Origin of the sequence: Flagellimonas meridianipacifica, assembly GCF_003001695.1 — a bacterium.
Taxonomy (GTDB): domain Bacteria; phylum Bacteroidota; class Bacteroidia; order Flavobacteriales; family Flavobacteriaceae; genus Flagellimonas; species Flagellimonas meridianipacifica.
Window position 1 is genome coordinate 1216233 of record NZ_PVYX01000001.1, and the last position, 18922, is coordinate 1235154.

At 40.3% G+C, this 18922-nt stretch carries 19 protein-coding genes; 10 read left to right on the forward strand and 9 right to left on the reverse strand.

All coding sequences use genetic code 11. The features are described from left to right. Positions 1-9: 9 nt before the first annotated feature. Together CLV81_RS05460 and CLV81_RS05465 are read left to right on the forward strand one after the other, a co-directional pair. Positions 10-1236 carry a nucleoside permease gene (locus tag CLV81_RS05460; RefSeq protein ID WP_106144028.1) on the forward strand — a complete coding sequence of 409 codons (1227 nt, stop codon included), beginning with the start codon at positions 10-12 and terminating at the stop codon, positions 1234-1236. 4 nt (positions 1237-1240) lie between these two features. Beyond that, positions 1241-2377: a Gfo/Idh/MocA family protein gene (locus CLV81_RS05465; RefSeq protein ID WP_106144029.1), complete on the forward strand. Its 1137-nt coding sequence runs from the start codon at positions 1241-1243 to the stop codon at positions 2375-2377. Positions 2378-2535: 158 nt separating this feature from the next. Here the strand turns inward: CLV81_RS05465 and CLV81_RS05470 are convergent, their stop codons facing one another. After that, complete coding sequence (locus CLV81_RS05470) at positions 2536-3000, reverse strand: ASCH domain-containing protein (RefSeq protein WP_106144917.1); 465 nt, start codon at positions 2998-3000, stop codon at positions 2536-2538. 230 nt (positions 3001-3230) lie between these two features. Between CLV81_RS05470 and CLV81_RS05475 the strand changes: the two genes are divergently transcribed. The 6 genes from CLV81_RS05475 (at position 3231) to nadD (ending at position 7909) form a co-directional block, all read left to right on the forward strand. After that, complete coding sequence (locus CLV81_RS05475) at positions 3231-4283, forward strand: sugar phosphate isomerase/epimerase family protein (protein ID WP_106144030.1); 1053 nt, start codon at positions 3231-3233, stop codon at positions 4281-4283. Then, positions 4280-5032 carry a 3-keto-disaccharide hydrolase gene (locus CLV81_RS05480; protein WP_106144031.1) on the forward strand — a complete coding sequence of 251 codons (753 nt, stop codon included), beginning with the start codon at positions 4280-4282 and terminating at the stop codon, positions 5030-5032. Before CLV81_RS05475 ends, CLV81_RS05480 begins: the two co-directional genes overlap by 4 nt. Positions 5033-5090: 58 nt before the next feature. After that, positions 5091-5792: a 3-keto-disaccharide hydrolase gene (locus CLV81_RS05485; RefSeq protein WP_245911968.1), complete on the forward strand. Its 702-nt coding sequence runs from the start codon at positions 5091-5093 to the stop codon at positions 5790-5792. A gap of 82 nt (positions 5793-5874) precedes the next feature. After that, a complete protein-coding gene (locus CLV81_RS05490; RefSeq protein WP_106144033.1) occupies positions 5875-6732 on the forward strand; it encodes a YicC/YloC family endoribonuclease in 858 nt (285 codons plus the stop codon). Continuing rightward, positions 6729-7319, forward strand: coding sequence for a guanylate kinase (gene gmk, locus CLV81_RS05495; RefSeq protein WP_106144034.1), 591 nt, complete (start codon positions 6729-6731; stop codon positions 7317-7319). The genes CLV81_RS05490 and gmk overlap by 4 nt, the downstream gene beginning before the upstream one ends. Positions 7320-7324: 5 nt before the next feature. Next, entirely contained in the window at positions 7325-7909 is a 585-nt protein-coding gene (gene nadD, locus CLV81_RS05500; RefSeq protein WP_106144035.1) for a nicotinate (nicotinamide) nucleotide adenylyltransferase, read from the forward strand. Positions 7910-7911: 2 nt separating this feature from the next. On the opposite strand, the gene CLV81_RS05505 is transcribed toward nadD, so the two are convergent. Continuing rightward, positions 7912-8622 carry a DUF6503 family protein gene (locus CLV81_RS05505; protein WP_106144036.1) on the reverse strand — a complete coding sequence of 237 codons (711 nt, stop codon included), beginning with the start codon at positions 8620-8622 and terminating at the stop codon, positions 7912-7914. Positions 8623-8633: 11 nt separating this feature from the next. Beyond that, a complete protein-coding gene (locus tag CLV81_RS05510; RefSeq protein ID WP_106144037.1) occupies positions 8634-10913 on the reverse strand; it encodes an inorganic phosphate transporter in 2280 nt (759 codons plus the stop codon). Between the two features lie 151 nt (positions 10914-11064). On the opposite strand from CLV81_RS05510, the gene dgt reads away from it, so the two are divergent. Continuing rightward, a complete protein-coding gene (gene dgt, locus CLV81_RS05515) occupies positions 11065-12423 on the forward strand; it encodes a dGTP triphosphohydrolase (protein ID WP_106144038.1) in 1359 nt (452 codons plus the stop codon). On the opposite strand, the gene CLV81_RS05520 is transcribed toward dgt, so the two are convergent. Beyond that, positions 12420-13484: a DUF3078 domain-containing protein gene (locus CLV81_RS05520; protein WP_106144039.1), complete on the reverse strand. Its 1065-nt coding sequence runs from the start codon at positions 13482-13484 to the stop codon at positions 12420-12422. The two genes, dgt and CLV81_RS05520, sit on opposite strands and share 4 nt — an antisense overlap. After that, positions 13481-15247, reverse strand: coding sequence for a 1-deoxy-D-xylulose-5-phosphate synthase (dxs, locus tag CLV81_RS05525; RefSeq protein ID WP_106144918.1), 1767 nt, complete (start codon positions 15245-15247; stop codon positions 13481-13483). Before dxs ends, CLV81_RS05520 begins: the two co-directional genes overlap by 4 nt. Before the next feature lie 78 nt (positions 15248-15325). On the opposite strand from dxs, the gene CLV81_RS05530 reads away from it, so the two are divergent. Further along, complete coding sequence (locus CLV81_RS05530; protein WP_106144040.1) at positions 15326-15775, forward strand: nucleoside deaminase; 450 nt, start codon at positions 15326-15328, stop codon at positions 15773-15775. Here the strand turns inward: CLV81_RS05530 and CLV81_RS05535 are convergent. The 4 genes from CLV81_RS05535 to CLV81_RS05550 form a co-directional block, all read right to left on the reverse strand. Beyond that, positions 15750-16490, reverse strand: a complete 741-nt coding sequence (locus CLV81_RS05535; protein ID WP_146129831.1) for a hypothetical protein — start codon at positions 16488-16490, stop codon at positions 15750-15752. The two genes, CLV81_RS05530 and CLV81_RS05535, sit on opposite strands and share 26 nt — an antisense overlap. A gap of 111 nt (positions 16491-16601) precedes the next feature. Next, a complete protein-coding gene (locus CLV81_RS05540; RefSeq protein ID WP_106144042.1) occupies positions 16602-16796 on the reverse strand; it encodes a cold-shock protein in 195 nt (64 codons plus the stop codon). Positions 16797-16877: 81 nt separating this feature from the next. After that, a complete protein-coding gene (locus tag CLV81_RS05545; RefSeq protein WP_245911929.1) occupies positions 16878-17129 on the reverse strand; it encodes a hypothetical protein in 252 nt (83 codons plus the stop codon). Between the two features lie 8 nt (positions 17130-17137). Beyond that, positions 17138-18922 (reverse strand): chloride channel protein, encoded by a 1785-nt coding sequence (locus CLV81_RS05550; protein ID WP_106144044.1) that lies wholly within the window; start codon positions 18920-18922, stop codon positions 17138-17140.

Genomic DNA, 18922 nt, shown 5'->3' on the forward strand with positions numbered 1-18922 from the left:
AATATTTATATGAATTCAATAGCAAAATTTCAGCTGTCCTTTATGATGTTTCTTGAGTTTTTCATTTGGGGAGGATGGTTTGTCACCATGGGTATTTATCTGCCGAATACCTTAAATGCAAGTGGGGTTGAAATTGCAAGTGCTTACTCTAGTCAATCTTGGGGAGCCATAATCGCTCCATTCATTATAGGACTGATATGCGACCGATATTTTAACGCGGAAAAAGTTTTGGGAATATTGCATTTGATTGGGGCGTTCATCATGTATCAATTGGCAAACGCTTCAGATATTTCTGTTTTCATCCCTTATGTCTACGGATATATGATTGCTTACATGCCTACTTTGGCCTTGGTAAACTCTGTGGCATTCAACCAAATGAAGGACCCCTCCAAAGAGTTTGCTTTTGTTCGTGTATTTGGAACCATAGGTTGGATAGTTGCCGGACTCGCTATTAGTTTCTTTGGATGGGACAGTGAAGCGGGGGTACAAGAAGGATTGTTGAAAAATACCTTTTTAATGGTTGCGGGAGCATCGGCCTTATTGGGAGTGTTCAGTTTTACTTTACCTAAAACCCCACCAAAAACTTCCAAGGATGACAAAGTAACAGTTTCTGATATTCTTGGACTGGAAGCCTTAAAGCTCTTAAAGAATAGAAACTTTCTGATATTTTTTATAGCCTCCGTATTAATATGTATTCCTTTGGCTTTTTACTATCAGCACGCGGGACAGTTTTTAGGGGAAATTGGGGTCGCGAATCCAGCAGGTAAAATGACTATTGGGCAGGTTTCTGAGGTTCTTTTTATGCTGCTATTGCCTTTCTTTTTCAAAAAGTTTGGTTTTAAGATGACTATTTTGGCGGGTATGCTGGCATGGACCATTAGGTATCTACTTTTCGCTTTCGGAGACGCTGGTGAGCTTGCCTTTATGTTGATTATCGGGATAGCGCTCCATGGTATCTGCTATGATTTCTTTTTCGTATCGGGTCAGATTTATACAGATTCCAAAGCTGGGGAAAAGTACAAAAGTGCGGCTCAAGGTTTAATAACATTGGCGACTTACGGTGTGGGTATGCTTATTGGTTTCTGGGTTGCTGGGAAGATAACAGATTCTTATCTGGTTTCTGAAAATGTACATGAATGGACCAATATTTGGACATTCCCAGCTATTTTTGCCTTTGTGGTCTTGATACTTTTCATGCTACTGTTCAAAAACGAAAAAATAGAATATAAAGATTGATCATATGCCTAAAAGAATTAAGCTTGGAATACTAGGAGGAGGGGGTGATTCCTTGATTGGTGTACTGCACCGAGTAGCTGCTTACATCAATGATAATTATGAAATCACCGGAGGGGTATTCAATGCCAATCATGAAGAAAGCTTAGCATTTGCCAAGGAGATTGATATTCCCACAAATCGAATTTATGCAGATTTGGATGCGTTGATTGAAGCTGAGCTCAAGCTCCCAGAAGAAGAACGTATTCAGGTGTGCTCTGTACTTACACCCAACTTCCTTCATTTTCCTATGGCCAAAAAGTTGTTGGAAAATGGTTTTCATGTCATTTGTGAAAAACCAATGACGACCAATTATGAAGAAGCAAAAATCCTGCAAGAAACTTTGGCCAAAGCTAAAAAGGTATTTGCAGTGACCCACACGTATACGGGCTATCCTATGGTTCGCCAAATGCGTGAAATGATAAAGGCTGGAGAGTTGGGCAAAATCCATAAAGTGGATGCTAGATATTACCAGGGATGGATTAATGGTATTATTCATGATAAAGAAAAACGATCCACTGTTTGGCGATTGGATCCTAAGAAGGCAGGAATCAGTTCGTGTATGGGAGATATTGGAGTCCATGCCTTTAATATGATTGAGTTTACCACCAGCCTTCAGGTAAAATCCCTTCTTTGCGACTTCAATTATCTCTATGATGACAATCAAATGGATGTGGATGGCACGGTTTTAATACGAATGGATAAACATGTTAAGGGGGTAATTCGAAGCAGTCAGGTTGCGACTGGAGAAGAAAATGGATTGGCTATTGCCATTTATGGTGATAAAGCAGCCTTTAGATGGGAACAGGAAAATCCAAATTATCTCTACAAGTTGAGCGATACGGAACCTTTGCAGGTGTACAAACCAGGGCATGCCTATAATTCCGAATTGTCTTTGGACGGGACTAAACTTCCTCCAGGGCACCCAGAGGGAATATTTGATGCGATGGCCAATATTTATTTAGGGGTGGCCAAAGCCATTAGAGGAGAAGCCTACAATGATGGCGAATTTCCAACAATGTTGGATGGCGTTCGAGGTCTAAATTTTATCGAAAGCACCGTTGAATCAAACAAGCAAGGAAATATTTGGGTAGATCTGGATTGAGAAATACGGTTATAGGGTGAGACCAAAGAGGCTATTTAGAACAAGTGAAAGTCGTCATTCTGAATTCATTTCAGAATCTTACTATTATGAATACAAATGTTCAAGAGAACCTGAAACAAGTTCAGGTTGACAAAACCATACTTTTTTGAAAGGGTTTTTTATTTTGAATACAGTTTTTCAAACTGCTCGAACACCACAATCATACTCTCTCTGGGTTTTCTGCCAAATTCGGCGAGTTCCCGAGTATAATAATCCCAGTGCACTTTTTTCCAGTACGCTAGACTTTTATCTCCCTCACCTTCCATTCTGGCATGTTCTTCTCGAATGGCAAAATAAGGGATGAGTTTAACTCCGGTAGTGCGAATAACTGTTTTGGCCTTTCCATTCCAATCCGTGACAATAGCAAGATCACCTATTTTGGGAAGTGGTTCCTTTCTCAATTGTAAACCCAGAAGGGAGTGTGAAGAAGCACGTTTTACTTCTTTGTTAACCAACTCTGAACAGACATTGGCATCTTTTTCATTGTCGCAAAAGTGTATGACTTTTGGAACGTTTTCTGAAACGTCATTTGGTTTAGCATTCAAAAAGTCGGTCCACAATTCTTGAGCAGAAGCATTTTCCATGAAAGTTAAAATTTTGAAACGGATAAAATTTGGGTTGATTATGTTAAAGGTCCTAAGATAACCATTTGAAGTTTTAAGAAACAACACTGGGAAACAAAATTTCATATGTCCTGGGAGTCTTTTAATTCTAATCGAATACCTATATTTATATTTCCTGACAAATAATCGTATAACAATCTAATTTCCTGAGCAGAGAATCCAACAAGCCTCTGATTTTTAATTTAACCAACATGAAAACAATAAAAGGACCTGCCGTATTTCTTGCCCAATTTGTGGATAGTGAACCACCATTCAATAGTTTGGATGGTCTTTGTAAATGGGCTTCCGATTTAGGGTACAAAGGAATTCAAATTCCTACTTGGGAATCGTTCCTTATCGATTTGGATAAGGCAGCAGAAAGTCAGGACTACTGTGACGAGCTCAAAGGAAAAATCAATTCGTATGGGTTGGAGATTACGGAACTTTCCACGCACTTGCAGGGGCAATTGGTAGCTGTACATCCCGCTTACGATATCATGTTCGACAATTTTGCGCCGGACCACTTGAAGGGAAAGCCTAAGGAAAGAACCCAGTGGGCCATTGAAACGGTAAAAAAAGCGGCTACGGCAAGTAGAAGATTGGGTATTGGGGCGCATGCCACATTCTCTGGGGCATTGCTTTGGCATACGGCACATCCATGGCCACAAAGACCTCCAGGGCTGGTAGAAATGGGGTTTGAGGAATTGGCAAAACGTTGGATGCCTATTTTAAATCACTTTGACGAAGAAGGTGTGGATGTTTGTTATGAAATACATCCTGGTGAGGATTTGCATGATGGTGATACTTTTGAGCGCTTCTTGGAAGCTACCGGCAATCACAAACGAGTCAATATATTATATGATCCCAGTCATTTTGTTTTACAGCAACTGGACTACATCACTTACATTGATCATTATCATGAATTCATTAAGTCGTTCCACGTAAAGGATTCCGAGTTTAACCCCACGGGCAAAAAAGGAGCTTTTGGTGGATACAACGATTGGGGTGACAGAGCAGGCCGTTATCGTTCTTTGGGCGATGGACAAATAGACTTCAAGACCATTTTCTCCAAATTGACTCAATATGGCTGTGATGTTTGGGCGGTTATGGAATGGGAATGTTGCATTAAGAGTCCGGAGCAAGGCGCCCGAGAAGGAGCTAAATTTATCGCTGATCACATCATTGAGGCCACTACCAAAACCTTCGATGATTTCGCAGGTGCGGACACAGATACGGATAAGCTTAAAAGAATACTTGGATTATGAAGAAATTAAGCCTTTTGTTGTTACTAACTTTGACCTTTGCGTGTAAGGAAAAACCGAAGGAAGAACCTACAGAAGAACCGGAAATGTCTATAACTTCTACAGAAAAAGAGTCGGAATGGACCGTTTTATTTGATGGTACTTCATGGGACGGATGGCATGTGTACTCAGGGAGGGAAATAGAGGAAGCATGGTCACTCCAAGATGGGGCAATGCTCCTAAATAAGATTACCGAAGCTCGTAAAGATGGGGAACGGTTCAATATGGTAACCGATAAGGAGTATACCAATTTTGTGCTTTCCATTGAATGGATGGTGAACAGCGGAGCTAATAGTGGTATCATGTGGGGAGTGGTCGAAGATGAAAAATACAATGAACCCTATATCACAGGACCCGAAATACAAGTGTTGGATAACACTTCACATCCAGATGCAAAGAATGGCACAACTCATCAAGCTGGAGCTCTTTACGATATGGTATCTCCAACTCAAGATGTTGTGAAACCCGTCGGGGAATGGAATCATTACCTGATTACCGTGAATCACGATACCAATGTAGGAAATGTGGTATTGAACGGAACAAAGATTACCGAATTTCCAGTAAATGGAGAAGCATGGGACGCCATGGTGGCCAAGTCAAAGTTTGCTACCTGGGAAGTTTTTGGAAAATCTAAAACCGGAAAAATTGTTTTGCAAGATCATGGAGAACCCATTGTAATAGGGTATAGAAATATTAAGATTAAAGAATTATAAGATGTCCAAACAAGTATTCACTTTTTTTACTGCATTGATTTTGACTACTGGTTTTGTAATGGGTCAAGAAAAAGAACCCACTACGCCAGAAGCGACAGAATTTTATGAACCTGTACCTCCAAAAGTTGTTCCTGGTAAGAACGGGGCACCTCCCAGTGACGCCATTGTCCTTTTTGATGGAAGCGATTTTGATGAATGGATCAGTTCCGAGGATAGCACTGCGGTCAAGTGGCATTTGAACAAGGATGGCAGTATGACCGTGAAGGACAAAACGGGAAATATTCAAACCAAAAGGAATTTTGGGAGCTTTCAGTTGCATTTGGAATGGAAATCCCCTGCAGAAATCCAAAGGGAAGGACAGAATAGGGCGAACAGCGGAGTATTTATACAACAACGGTATGAAGTTCAGATTTTGGACAATAATGATAATCCAACCTACGTGAATGGTCAAGTAGGGTCCGTTTATAAACAGGGCGTTCCATTGGCCATGGCATCCGTACCCACAGGAGAGTGGAACAGTTACGATATTATTTTCCACGCTCCAAAGTTTTCTAAAGGAGGCAATATTAAGAAACCTGCAACAGTAACCGTAATCCATAATGGAGTATTGGTCCAAGACCATTTTATAATTGAGGGAACCATTAAGTACATTGGCTGGCCCAAATATGAAGCACATGGGAAAGCTCCTCTGATGTTACAAGATCATAGAGACAACAGCAGAGTGAGTTATCGCAATATTTGGCTAAGAGAATTGAAGTAAAAACTTCAATGTTCGCAGGCGCCAATTCTTGTCTTAGGCCCTTCGCTATTTTGGTTACCTTTGTCAAAATTCAATACTCCACATGATTCAATCCATGACCGGCTTTGGAAAGCACGTGGTACAGCTTCCTTCCAAAAAAATTACCGTAGAAATAAAATCCCTGAACAGTAAAAATCTGGATATTAACGCCAGAATTCCTCAATTGTATAGGGAAAAGGAACTGGAGCTAAGGAAAATGATTGCCGATAGCCTTTCAAGGGGCAAGGTAGACCTTGGGCTTTATGTAGAAATCACCGGTGAAGAGACCACTTCAGAAATCAATACAGGGGTGGTAAAAAAGTATATGGAGCAGTTGGGGTCCATAACTGAGGGAGAACCTATCAAGCTTTTGGAATTGGCTCTGCGCATGCCCGACACCCTTCGTAGTGATAAGGATGATTTGGATGAAGAGGAATACGTTTCAATCAAGGAAGCCATGAAAGAAGCACTTTTAAAGATAAAGAGCTTTCGCGAAAAGGAAGGTAGTGTTTTGGAGGCCGACTTTAAGCTTCGATTGAAGACCTTGGGCAATCTTCTCGATGATATAAAAGAAATTGACCCAGAACGTTTGAATACCATTAGGGAACGTTTAAATAGGGCACTGTCGGAGCTAAAAGTTGAAGTGGATGCCAATCGATTTGAACAGGAGCTCATCTATTATCTTGAGAAATACGACATTACAGAAGAGAAAGTGCGCTTGGCCAACCATTTGGAATATTTTGATTCGACACTGAGTTCTGGAGATTCCAATGGAAAAAAATTGGGCTTTATTGCGCAAGAAATAGGAAGGGAAATCAATACCATAGGCTCAAAAGCAAACTATGCTCCCATGCAACAATTGGTGGTGCAAATGAAAGATGAGCTTGAGAAAATCAAGGAACAAATGCTAAATGTACTATGAGCAAGGGCGGAAAACTCATTATTTTTTCGGCACCTTCAGGCAGTGGAAAAACTACCATTGTAAGATACCTCTTAAAACAACCAGAACTAAATTTGGCCTTTTCCGTTTCGGCCACTTCCCGACCTCCAAGAGGGGAAGAGAAAGATGGGGTCAATTATTACTTCATATCCACCAAGGAGTTCAAACAACACATCAGGAATGATGATTTTTTGGAATGGGAAGAAGTCTATCGAGATAATTTTTACGGCACGCTTAAAAGTGAAGTCGAACGTCTTTGGGCCGAAGGGAAGAATGTGATTTTTGATATTGATGTGGTTGGGGGATTGCGAATCAAGAAAAAGTTTCCCAAGGAGACATTGGCCGTTTTTGTAAAACCGCCAAGTGTGGATGAATTGAAAATACGACTTAAAAAGCGGAGTACTGAGAGCGAGGACAAAATCAATATGAGGGTAGCTAAAGCCTCGGTGGAATTAGCAACAGCTCCCCAATTTGATAAAGTCATCAAAAACTACGACTTGGAAAAAGCTTTGGAGGAATCCCATAAGTTGGTAGCCGAATTTGTGGAGGCCCAATCGGAAGAAGATTAAATGGTATGAAACGAATCGGATTGTTTTTTGGAACTTTCAATCCTATTCATATAGGTCATTTGGTCTTGGCTAATCATATGGTAGAATTCTCGGATTTGGATGAGGTCTGGTTCGTGATTACCCCACAAAGTCCTTTTAAAACCAATCAATCCTTGTTGGACAACCACCATCGCTACCAAATGGTGTATGAGGCTGTGGAAGATTATCCAAAACTAAAACCCAGTAAAATAGAATTTGACCTCCCACAACCTAATTATACCGTCAATACTTTGACACATTTATACGAACAATATGGAGATTCACACGAGTTTGCCTTAATAATGGGGGAGGATAATCTTAAGGGATTTCATAAATGGAAGAATTATGAAGTTATTCTGGAGAATCATACCATTTACGTGTATCCCAGAATATCTGATGGCAAAGCAGTGGCGGAATTAATGAAACATCCCAAGATACATCGAATAGATGCCCCAATCATGGAGATTTCATCTTCCTTTATTCGAAAAGAACATGGTTTGGGCAAAAATGTTCGACCCCTACTTCCAGACCGGGTATGGAAGTATATGGATGAGATGAACTTTTATAGATAGTTTTATTCTGCTTTTGAGAGAATATCCGTCCCAAGATATGTATCATCAGAATTGTAATACCATGCGCGGGTCTTGGGCATTTTTATACCATTGATTTCTTCTATATCCTTCAATAAGATGTATTCGCCATCTCCTTTCTGCTCATCATGGTAAAACTGATAGACTTCCATCGCAAAAGTGATTGGATCAAAATAGAAGTACCAAATATCATCACCCACATCTTTATCATAATTGACCTTTAGCACCAGATATTCCTTACCCTTGAAAACTTTTCTTTCAACTGTATTGTCCAAGTTTGTGCCGGGGTCTTTAAGTTTCATGGGAAGGCCATACAAGTATGTATAGTAGTTTTTCATTAAACGGCCACGCTCACATGTCAATCGATATTTTTTTCTATCATCATCAGAAACCGTATCACTCCCGTTCAAAGAAGTGGTACAGTTCTCTTTTTCGAATCGATAAGCATATCGCACCCCGTCTTTTTCCACTTCCAATTCAAAAAATTCCTTGGGGATATTCAAATGAATTGAACTTTTTCTATCACTTGATTTTGGAGTCTCCATCACTACATGGAAAGTAGTATTGAAACCCTTCCATTGGTTATTTGGGTCATGATAGCTGATTGCCTTGTCCAATAGTTGGGTAGCCGTAATGTCTTGGGAAAACGTTTGTATTGCCCCAAGAAAGAGTAGAGCAATTGCAATATGACGCATAGTTTTTGAATTTAGTTCTGTCTTTGAACGCGAGCAGGTTCCACAGTGCTATCGTGTTCGCTATAATAAAGCTCCAGTAACTTTAAGGTAGATTTGACCAAGTCTTTGCTTTCAGTAAGAAGGGAAAAATACAAAGTGGTATTCTTTGGGCTTGATTCTTCCGTTCTAGTTCGGGCCACCTGTTTTTCCAACTTGTCCGAAACCATATTGAAGAGCTCTTCGCGTTGTCTCAGAATGGATTCTATCTCCTCAAAATTTCTAGATTGAAAAATCTCTTGTGTGTTACTAAAGAGGTCCTCTAGAGTGATATCCAATTCCTTAAGCTCCTTGATTTGGGTATATTTTAATTTCTTATGGTTGTTATGCACATGCTTGTGACCTAGTGTGGAAATATATTCCAAGGATTGTGATATGTCCTGCAAAAGCCCCAAAAGGTTTATGTAAAAGTTACTGGCACCACCTACGCTGGACTCGTCTAGATTTTTGATAAAATAGAAAACATTGTTCTTCAAGTCCTCTATTTCTCGCGACATTTTCTCGACCCCTTTTCGATTCTTTTTCAACATTTCTATGTCATGCTTGGCAAGACCATTTATGGAATTGGTATATATTCTGTTGCTACGCTTTATCATATTGCCGATGTTATCGGCACTTTCTTCAATAACCCCTTGTATAGAACTACTCTCCGCTCTCCTTAAGCTATCCTCAGCTTTGATTACCTTGGTCTTTCTATTATGGGACATGTAGTTTCGAAGCAAAATGAATGCCGTAGCCACAAGTAGAAGTATTAAGGAAACAAGTTTGCCCAAGTGCAAAAGGTAGGCAATGATAGCCGCAGCGGTAAAAGCACATAGAGCTGTGAAAAACCAACCCCCAATTACATTCAATACACCAGCAACCCGATACACTGCACTTTCTGCACCCCACGCCCTATCGGCCAACGAAGTTCCCATCGCCACCATGAAAGTCACATAAGTTGTGGAAAGTGGTAGTTTCATAGAAGTTGCTATGGATATGAGTACACTGGCCACCATGAGGTTCACCGATGCCCTGACCATATCAAAAGCAGGCATATCCTGAACCTTGCTTTTAGGTACATATTCGTAAGGAACCGTAAATTGTTTATCGGTTATTTTCCGGATGGATGGAGGAATAATCTTGACTAAATTTTCCGAAGCCGCTATACTGAATTTTACAATTTGTCTAGAAAGAAAATTAGGCTGAAAGCGTTCCTCACCTTCATCTTGTCTAGCTAAATCAACACTGGTTTTTACAACACTTTTCGCCTTTGATGAGAACCAAAGGGTCACCACCATAATTCCCCCGGACAATAGGAGTAGTAGGGTAGGCGTACGAACAGCTGCAGCCAAACCACTCATTCCAAATTGAGAAGGGTCTATACCTGATACACTCCAATCTTGGAAGGACTGCAGGGCCGCAATAGGGACACCAATGAAGTTTACCAAATCGTTTCCTGCAAAGGCCATAGCCAAAGCAAAAGTCCCAAGACCTATAACTATTCTGTAAATATTCTTATTGAAAAAATGGGCCAGAACCCATGATAGAAGGGTCCAAACAATGAAATTGATTAAAGTGAACAAACCTGTTCGGCTAGCAGCAAAGTCAGTCAAGGCCCCGTTGAACAAATCAGCACTTTTCAAACCCTTTACCAATATAAAATATTCGATGGCAGAAATGGCCAGACCGCCAAAGACGGCCTCTACCCATTTGGATTTATTCTTATAATCAAAAGAGATAAGTAAACGGGAAACAAATTGCACTATGGCCCCTATAGTGAAAGCTATAAAGACAGAAAGCAGAATTCCGAAGATTATCTGTGCCGCCTTATCCGTATTAATGTATGCCCCCAAGTCAGAGAAGCCCCCATCTATCTTTATAATTTTAATCAAGGAAATGGCAACAGAAGCGCCCAATAATTCAAAAACAATGGATACTGTGGTTGAGGTGGGCATTCCAAGCGTGTTGAAAAAATCCAACAGCAGGATGTCCGTTATCATGACTGCCATAAAAATGAACATGATTTCTGCAAACACAAATTCCCCTGGATTGAAAATACCTTTTCTGGCAACTTCCATCATTCCACTGGAAGACATTGCACCAAAGGCGATACCCACACTGGCCACTATCATAATGGTACGGAATGAAATGGCCTTGGACCCAATTGCGGAATTCAAAAAATTAACGGCATCGTTGCTTACCCCCACAACTAAATCAGTTATGGCCAATACGGCAAGGGCAATTACCATGAAAATGTAGATGTTTTCCCCCATCCTAAACTTGAAATATGGCAAAAATGCCACTATATATCTGGACAAAGGTTAATAAAATGTTACCAAATACTTCCAGGAATCATGGATTTATTTTACTGTGACCCTAGCACATTTATCTTTTAATATATCTTCGCCAAAATTCAAAGAATCTATGGATTGGGAACGATTGCTCTCTTTAAAGCGGTATGGGGATACTGTTAAGCGAGAAAGGAAGAATCAAGATGAAACGCGTTTAGGGTTTGAAGTGGATTATGACCGAATCATTTTTTCATCTCCTTTTCGAAGTCTTCAGGATAAAACGCAAGTTATTCCGCTACCTATATCTGTTGGCTCCAAAAGAAACTTTGTACATACTCGATTGACCCATAGTCTTGAGGTATCCGTTGTGGGGCGTAGTCTGGGGAGGTCGGCTGGGAAACAGATACTCGACAAATATCCAAAACTGAGCAATCAATTGGGTTATCAAGTAAACGATTTTGGTGCCATTGTGGCCGCTGCGGCTCTGGCACATGACATTGGAAACCCACCTTTTGGGCATAGTGGCGAAAAGGCCATTGGTAATTTTTTCGAAAATGGAAAAGGGAAGCAGTATAAAGATGTATTGAGTGCAGAGGAGTTTCAGGATTTGGTAGATTTTGAGGGTAATGCCAATGGTTTCAAGCTATTGACAGAATCCAAAGGAGGAGTGGCAGGAGGACTGAGACTAAGCTATGGAACCTTGGGCGCCTTTATGAAATATCCCAAGGCATCCTTGCCTAAAAGACCATCCAAGCATATTGCCGATAAAAAATTTGGTTTTTTTCAAAGTGACAGGGGCTTTTTTTCAGAAGTTGCCGATGAACTCGGATTGGCCAGAAACCCAAATAACCCTGGAGTTGGCTTCTACCGGCATCCTCTGACTTATTTGGTAGAGGCTGCAGATGATATTTGCTATACCATTATAGACTTTGAGGATGGGATTAATTTGGGGCTTATATCGGAAGAGTACGCCCTTGAATATTTAATCAACTTGGTAAAGGAAAATATCAGCACCAAAAAGTACAATGAAATGCCCCACGCGAGTGACAGGTTAAGTTATTTAAGGGCCTTGGCTATAAGCACACTAATTTCTGATGCTGTCTCGGTCTTTAATGATAATCAGGAAGAAATTCTTCAGGGAACTTTTGATTCGGCACTTTTGGATAGGGGAAGGTATCAGGCCCAAATGGATGACATCATCAAAATAAGTATTGAAAGGATATATCAATCTTCTGAAGTTATAGATAAGGAAATCGCCGGGTATCGAATTCTTCAAGATCTATTGGAGGTCTTTACTGATGCCTTGATAAACAAACAGAACGGTAGCGATTCCAATTACGATAACCTTCTAATAAAAAGTCTACCGGAAAAGTATAGGGCCGTTGACGGTTCAGTTTACAGTATTCTTTTGGACACCTGTAGTTTTATTGCAGGTCTATCAGATAGTGCTGCGGTACATCTGCACAACAAAATTACAGGTCAGCACATCTAAAAGGCGTAGGTAAGGCCGACTCCTAGTAATTGTTTAAACTGTATTCTGGGTTCTCCTGGGTTGATAACGGTTCCATCATCCGCCAATTCTTCATCAAAGCGTATGTCATCATCGTAGATAAGATGAGTGCCAATATTGGCATTGATGTATTTGTTCACCTTTAGGTTAAAGTTGACTTCCCAATCAATATCCACGTTGCCAAAACGTCGCGTGTAATCCGTGTACAAACTCAGTCTATGGTTCATTAATACATTTTTAAAGACCTCTTTCTCCCAAGTGTTGGTGATTAAAAATCCAACCTCTGTAAAGACTCTTTCCCCTTCTTCCACTCCAAAAGCACCTTGGTTGGATAGGGTTTCATCCAAAACAAAGGTTGCCTTTAAGGAGATAGGAGACATGAAAAAATTGAATTTGTCTTCTTCAACAATGAAAGCTGTACCGGCACTCAGAAACAAATACCCGGGGGCCATAAACCTGGAAATTGGGGTTGTCCTGTCGGGATAATTAAATCCATTTGAAAATTGTGTGTTCAATGAAGCGTTGACCGAATAATACCAGTTGGTTATAGTGTCTTTTCGAAAGCTGAAAGTAGATGTCAGTCTAATTTGGTCGTCGGTCTTTCTCAGTTGTCGGCCTTCTTGAGCATTAAGTCCATATCTTAAACGGAGCTCATTTTTCCAATCAAGGTATCTGAACTTGTAATTCCGAATGAATCGCATGTTAGCAAGGGCGGAGACCGAGTTTTCACCTCCTGCATTCCAATTCACAAAAGCAACTTCATTGATGTTCAACCCAAATTCATGACCTTTTTCCCAAAAGGATTGAGGTACAAAACGTTTGAATTTTTTGTTTAAAGTTTTGGTGCGATTCAGAAAGGTAACTGGGCTTGTCAGTTTTGCACTCCTTGGTACGTAGAGCAGTTTCACTTCCTTGATTCGGACTGCTTGAAAGCTTTCGGTACTGTCGCTATCCCTTTCAAACACACGTAAAGGATTTACCTGGGCGGAGACAGAGACGAATGAAAAAAAACACAAAGCAACAACGAACGGGAGTCGTGTCATAAGGCTGATTTTATTTTTTCTCGTAGCGAATTTATATCAATTCCAGCTAACTCATGGGTTTCCATCATGGTACCATGTTCAATAAAACGGTCGGGCACTCCAAAAATGGTAATGGATTTTTGAATACCATTTGCACTGGCAAACTCCAATACTGCCGAACCAAAACCGCCAGTTTGGCAACCATCTTCCACGGTAATAACGCTATCATATTGTTCGAAAATGGAAAGTAGCAATTCGGAATCCAAAGGCTTTACAAACCTCATATTGTAGTGCCCCACAATTCCATCTGAATCTAGATCTTCTAAAATCTGAATAACGGAATTACCAATATGCCCAATGGAAAGTACAGCTAACTTGGACCCACTTCTCAGGCATTGTGCCTTGCCAATAGGGATGGCTTCAAATGGAGTTTTCGAATCCATTGTTACCCCCCTTCCCCTAGGATATCTTATGGCTATAGGTCCGGACAGACTTCTTTGAACCGTGAACATTATGTTTCGGAGCTCCTTTTCATTTAGGGGAGCAAAAATTGTCATATTGGGGATACAACGCAGATAAGCCATGTCAAAAACCCCATGATGTGTTGGCCCATCCTGTCCCACCAGTCCAGCCCTATCCAAACAAAATATTACCGGAATGTTTTGAAGGGCGACATCATGGATTATTTGGTCGTAGGCCCGTTGCAAAAAGGTGGAATAAATGTTGCAAAAAGGAACGAGTCCTTCGGTGGCCATACCTGCCGCCAAGGTCACTGCATGCTGTTCAGCAATTCCCACATCAAAGGCTCTTTCAGGAATAGCCTCCATCATAAATTTCATTGAACTTCCGGTAGGCATTGCCGGGGTGATACCAACAATATTTTCATTTTGTTCTGCCAATTCTACCAAGGTATGTCCAAAGACATCCTGGTACTTTGGAGGTTGATCTTGCTGAGTGTTTTTCAAACGTTCTCCTGTAGAGGCATCAAACTTTCCAGGAGCATGATAGACAACTTGGTTTTCTTCGGCTTTCTTGAGTCCTTTTCCCTTGGTAGTTATAATATGAAGCAGTCGAGGTCCTTTTATGCTTTTTAACCTTTCCAGCTGGGTAACCAGCAAATCCAAATCATGACCATCAATAGGTCCGGAATAATTAAGATTCAAGCATTCAAAAAGATTTTCATCCTTTGCAGTTCCCTTTTTAACGTTGGTCAAGTACTTCTTAAAAGCTCCAATACTGGGGTCAATGCCAATGGCATTATCATTTAACACTATAAGTACATTGGTGTCTGTTACTCCCAGATGATTGAGGCCTTCAAAAGCCATTCCACTTGCAATGGAGGCGTCTCCTACTACTGCAATATGCTGTTTTTCCAATTTGTTCTGTAACTGGGATGCCATGGCCATTCCCAAAATGGCTGAAATTGCCGTAGAGCTATGGCCCGTGCCAAAATCATCAAATTCACTTTCACTGCGTTTAGGAAAACCACTGATACCCCCCAATTGGCGGTTGGTATCGAAAATCTCTTTTCTCCCAGTCAAGATTTTATGGCCGTAAGCCTGATGTCCTACGTCCCAAATCAATTTATCTTCTGGAGTGTTGAATACATAATGCAGGGCAATGGTTAATTCCACTACACCTAAGCTGGCTCCCAAGTGTCCTTCTTTGGCGGCCACAATTTTTATGATGAAATCACGTAGTTCTTGAGCCAAAAATGGAAGTTGTTCTTTACCTAATTTTTTAAGGTCTTGGGGCGAGTTGATATGTGCTAAAAGTGATTCCAAAGGGTTAAAAAACAAAAATACCCATTATCCATAAATTGATTTGTTTTAGATTCGCTTGAAAGAATAAAAACTTGGACTTTGGAGAATCCATTTGACGATACCTATTTTATGAAGAAAGCGCTTCAGGAAGCCGAGCTTGCTTTTGAAATGGGCGAAGTTCCTGTGGGGGCAGTGGTTGTAATCGACAATAGAATAATAGGAAGGGGCCACAATCTGGTAGAGCGCCTAAAGGATGTTACAGCGCATGCGGAAATGCAAGCCATAACGGCAGCGTCCAATTTTTTAGGGGGAAAGTATCTTCACAATTGTACTTTATATGTTACTCTTGAGCCATGCCAAATGTGCGCAGGGGCATTGTATTGGAGTCAAATATCCAAGGTGGTTTATGGCGCGGCGGATTTGGAACGAGGCTTTAATGTAATGGGCACCCAGTTGCACCCCAAAACAGAGATTTTTGGCGGTGTCCTGGAAAATGAAGCTTCTGAACTTTTGAAACGCTTTTTTATTCAACGAAGAAATTTAAATTAACTCCAAGATGTTTTTTATCCCTGGCCAGATATCTTGAAAAGATAAAACCTAAATTCTCAGATGAACCGTAAGTGGCATAGTTTAAAACCTCTGATGCCTTATCCCCATAAAAGAAGTTGAATAGAAGTGAATAATCTTGGGAATCTTGATTTTGGGAATAAAAATCCTTTGCATCCTTTAAATCAATATGTAAATCTTTACCCTTATAATCTATTTTGGAAGCAACATAGGTTTCTTGACTAACATGATCTTTTAAGCTTTTTGGTTTCCCGTGTTGTGTCCAGTAAAAGGTTCGAAATAGATATTCTTTGGTCCTATTGATTATAATGTCCTTTGTTAATTGCTCACTTGTCCAAATATGGGGCGTGCAGAAATTTCGTTTGATTAGCGGTTCAATCAAGAACTTACTGGAAAAATCCACAGTGGCTCTATTGGACCATGCCCCTCCTACATCATCTACCAGATTTAAGGTTACTTCGATTTCCTTGAGAGGTTGGTCGCGCAGTTCTTCATTAACCTCCTTAATGGCTTCTTCCATCAGTTGTTCTGCCCCAAGTTTTTTGAGTTCTCTTATTTTATCCAACACAAAACCTTTTCCCATGGGATTGTATCCTGCAATAGGCAGGTGCATATCACCTTTTTGCGAACCTTGAAGTAAGGTAAGATATGCTTCGAATCTTGCGCGATCCCTCGGTAATTTATAGAGGGATTCCATTTGATTCAATATGGGGAGTAAAACGAACACAACTATCAAAATACTTAAAAACAAGACATGAAAAAACCCTGATGCACGCATCAGGGTATACTTAATCAAGAATACAATATATTATCCGATTACTTGCACCTGTGCAGCAACCACACCTTTTCTTCCTTCTTCTTCTGAATATTCTACCTTGTCCCCGTCTTTAAGCTCTACGCCATTCAACGCAGTAACATGGACGAAAATGTCGCGACCCGTCTCGTCGTTGGTAATGAATCCATAACCTTTGGATTCATTGAAAAATTTTACTGTACCAGTCATTAAAAAAAAATAATTGTTAAAACGCGAAGGTATGCTATTAAAATGGTAAGTAAAGCTATTACGCTTTAAATCTTTGGAAAATTATGGCTTCCTCTTGTTACGAGCCTCATTTTCTTGCATTTTTTTAATGTTTTCTTGATTTAACATGTAGTCTTTCATTTTTTTACCCCTACTTTCTTTGATGAGAAAAAGGGGCATAGCCACCAAAAATAGACCAACCGTACCTGCTCCAATGAACTTATTGCCTCGAATCTCATCTTCGGATTTAATATTAAATCCATAGATTATCGATGCAAAGGAGAGTATCACAATCCCCAGTATTAAATACCTCATTTTTGACTTCATTGGGAAAAGTTAATCAGTTTTCTTCGATACGCCGTTAAGAGTTTGGATTTTGAAATGAAACCTACATATTTCCCGTTCTTGATTACTGGGAGGTTCCAAGCCCCACTATCTTGAAACTTTTTCATGACCTGTTTCATAGAGTCGCTTTCCTGAAAGATATGTTCTGGTGGCGCATGCATCAAGTTTTTTACGAATATTTTATCATACTGTTCGGTGTCGAACATAATTTCCCGTATATCATCCAAAAGAATGATGCCCATAAGTCTGTTTTCTTCATCCAACACGGGAAAAATATTGCGTTTGGATTGGGAAACAGATTGATGTAGCATTTCTCCCAAAGACATTTCTGGTTTTACGGTCTTGAAATTCTTTTCGATAACATCGTCCACCTCCATAAGATTGAGCACCATTTGGTCTTTATTATGGGTCAATAGTGCACCTATTTTGGCCAACTCCTTAGTGTAAATGGTATAATCCAATGCGTTTTTGGTCATTAAATACGAGATGGAAGCGGTAATCATTAGAGGCACAAAAAGCTGGTATCCACCCGTTATTTCTGCAATGAGGAATATTGCTGTGAGAGGTGCATGGATTACCCCAGCTATCAATCCGGCCATTCCAATTAGGGTGAAGTTACTTTCTGATACTTCCCAACCAAGTCCTAAATTATTGATGATTTTGGCCACTACGTTCCCTAAGGCACTTCCCATAACCATAGTTGGGATAAAAACCCCACCAGCTCCACCAGCCGCGAAGGTAGTGGTCATGGCAACCGCCTTGAACAAAGTAATACCGAAAAGCAGGGCAATGACCACCCAGATATTCTCAGTATAAGCATCAAAAGGAGTTCTTCCCAAGGCCATCAAATGGTTACCATCCAAAAGACTATTTATAAAACCAAAACCTTCCCCATATAAGGGAGGAATAGCGTAAAGCATAATCCCAATTGCTATTCCACCTACCAAAAGACGGTATTTTGGACTTTTAAAAGGTTCAAACCATTTTAAGATTTGAAAATACATCTTGGTAAAGTAAATGGAGGCAAAGGCGGTGCCTACCCCCAAAAGAATATAAAACAATGTATCGCCAAGCTGAAAACCTTCGGTCAATGAAAAACTAAAAAGCACTTCATTACCTAAAAAGAAATAAGAGGTCAGTACTGCAGAAATGGATGCCAACAGCAAGGGTAGAAGAGAAGACATGGCCAAATCCAGAGAAAATACTTCCATTGCAAAAATAACTGCGGCAACAGGAGATTGAAATATGGAAGAAATAGCCCCTGCGGAAGCACAAGCTACCAATAAAGACCTTGTTTTTGCATCAATATGAAACAATTGGGCAAGATTGGAACTCAGGGCAGCTCCAGACTTCACAGCGGGCCCAAGTAAACCTACTGAACCCCCAAAACCTACGGTAAGCGGAGCTGCTATCAAAGGTGTATAGATGTCTTTTACAGGCAATAGCCCTCTCTTCTTGGACAATGAAAAAATAATGGAAGAAACCGCATGTTGTAATGGATGTTTATGAACAAACTTGACATAAAGAAATACCAAGGCCAAGCCCACGATGGGCAGAATAAAATAAAGTTGGTTTTCGGAAAAAATAATACCCTCCTTTAATAGGGATTGAATGAGATATGTCGTGTTTTTAAGTGTAACAGCAACTAGACCTGCCAAAAACCCCACAATTAAGCTGGTAACATGCACAAATGTTTTATTGGAGACATGTTTATATCTCCATTTTAAGAAGCGGGTCAGTAATCTTTTGACTTTACTGTCCAT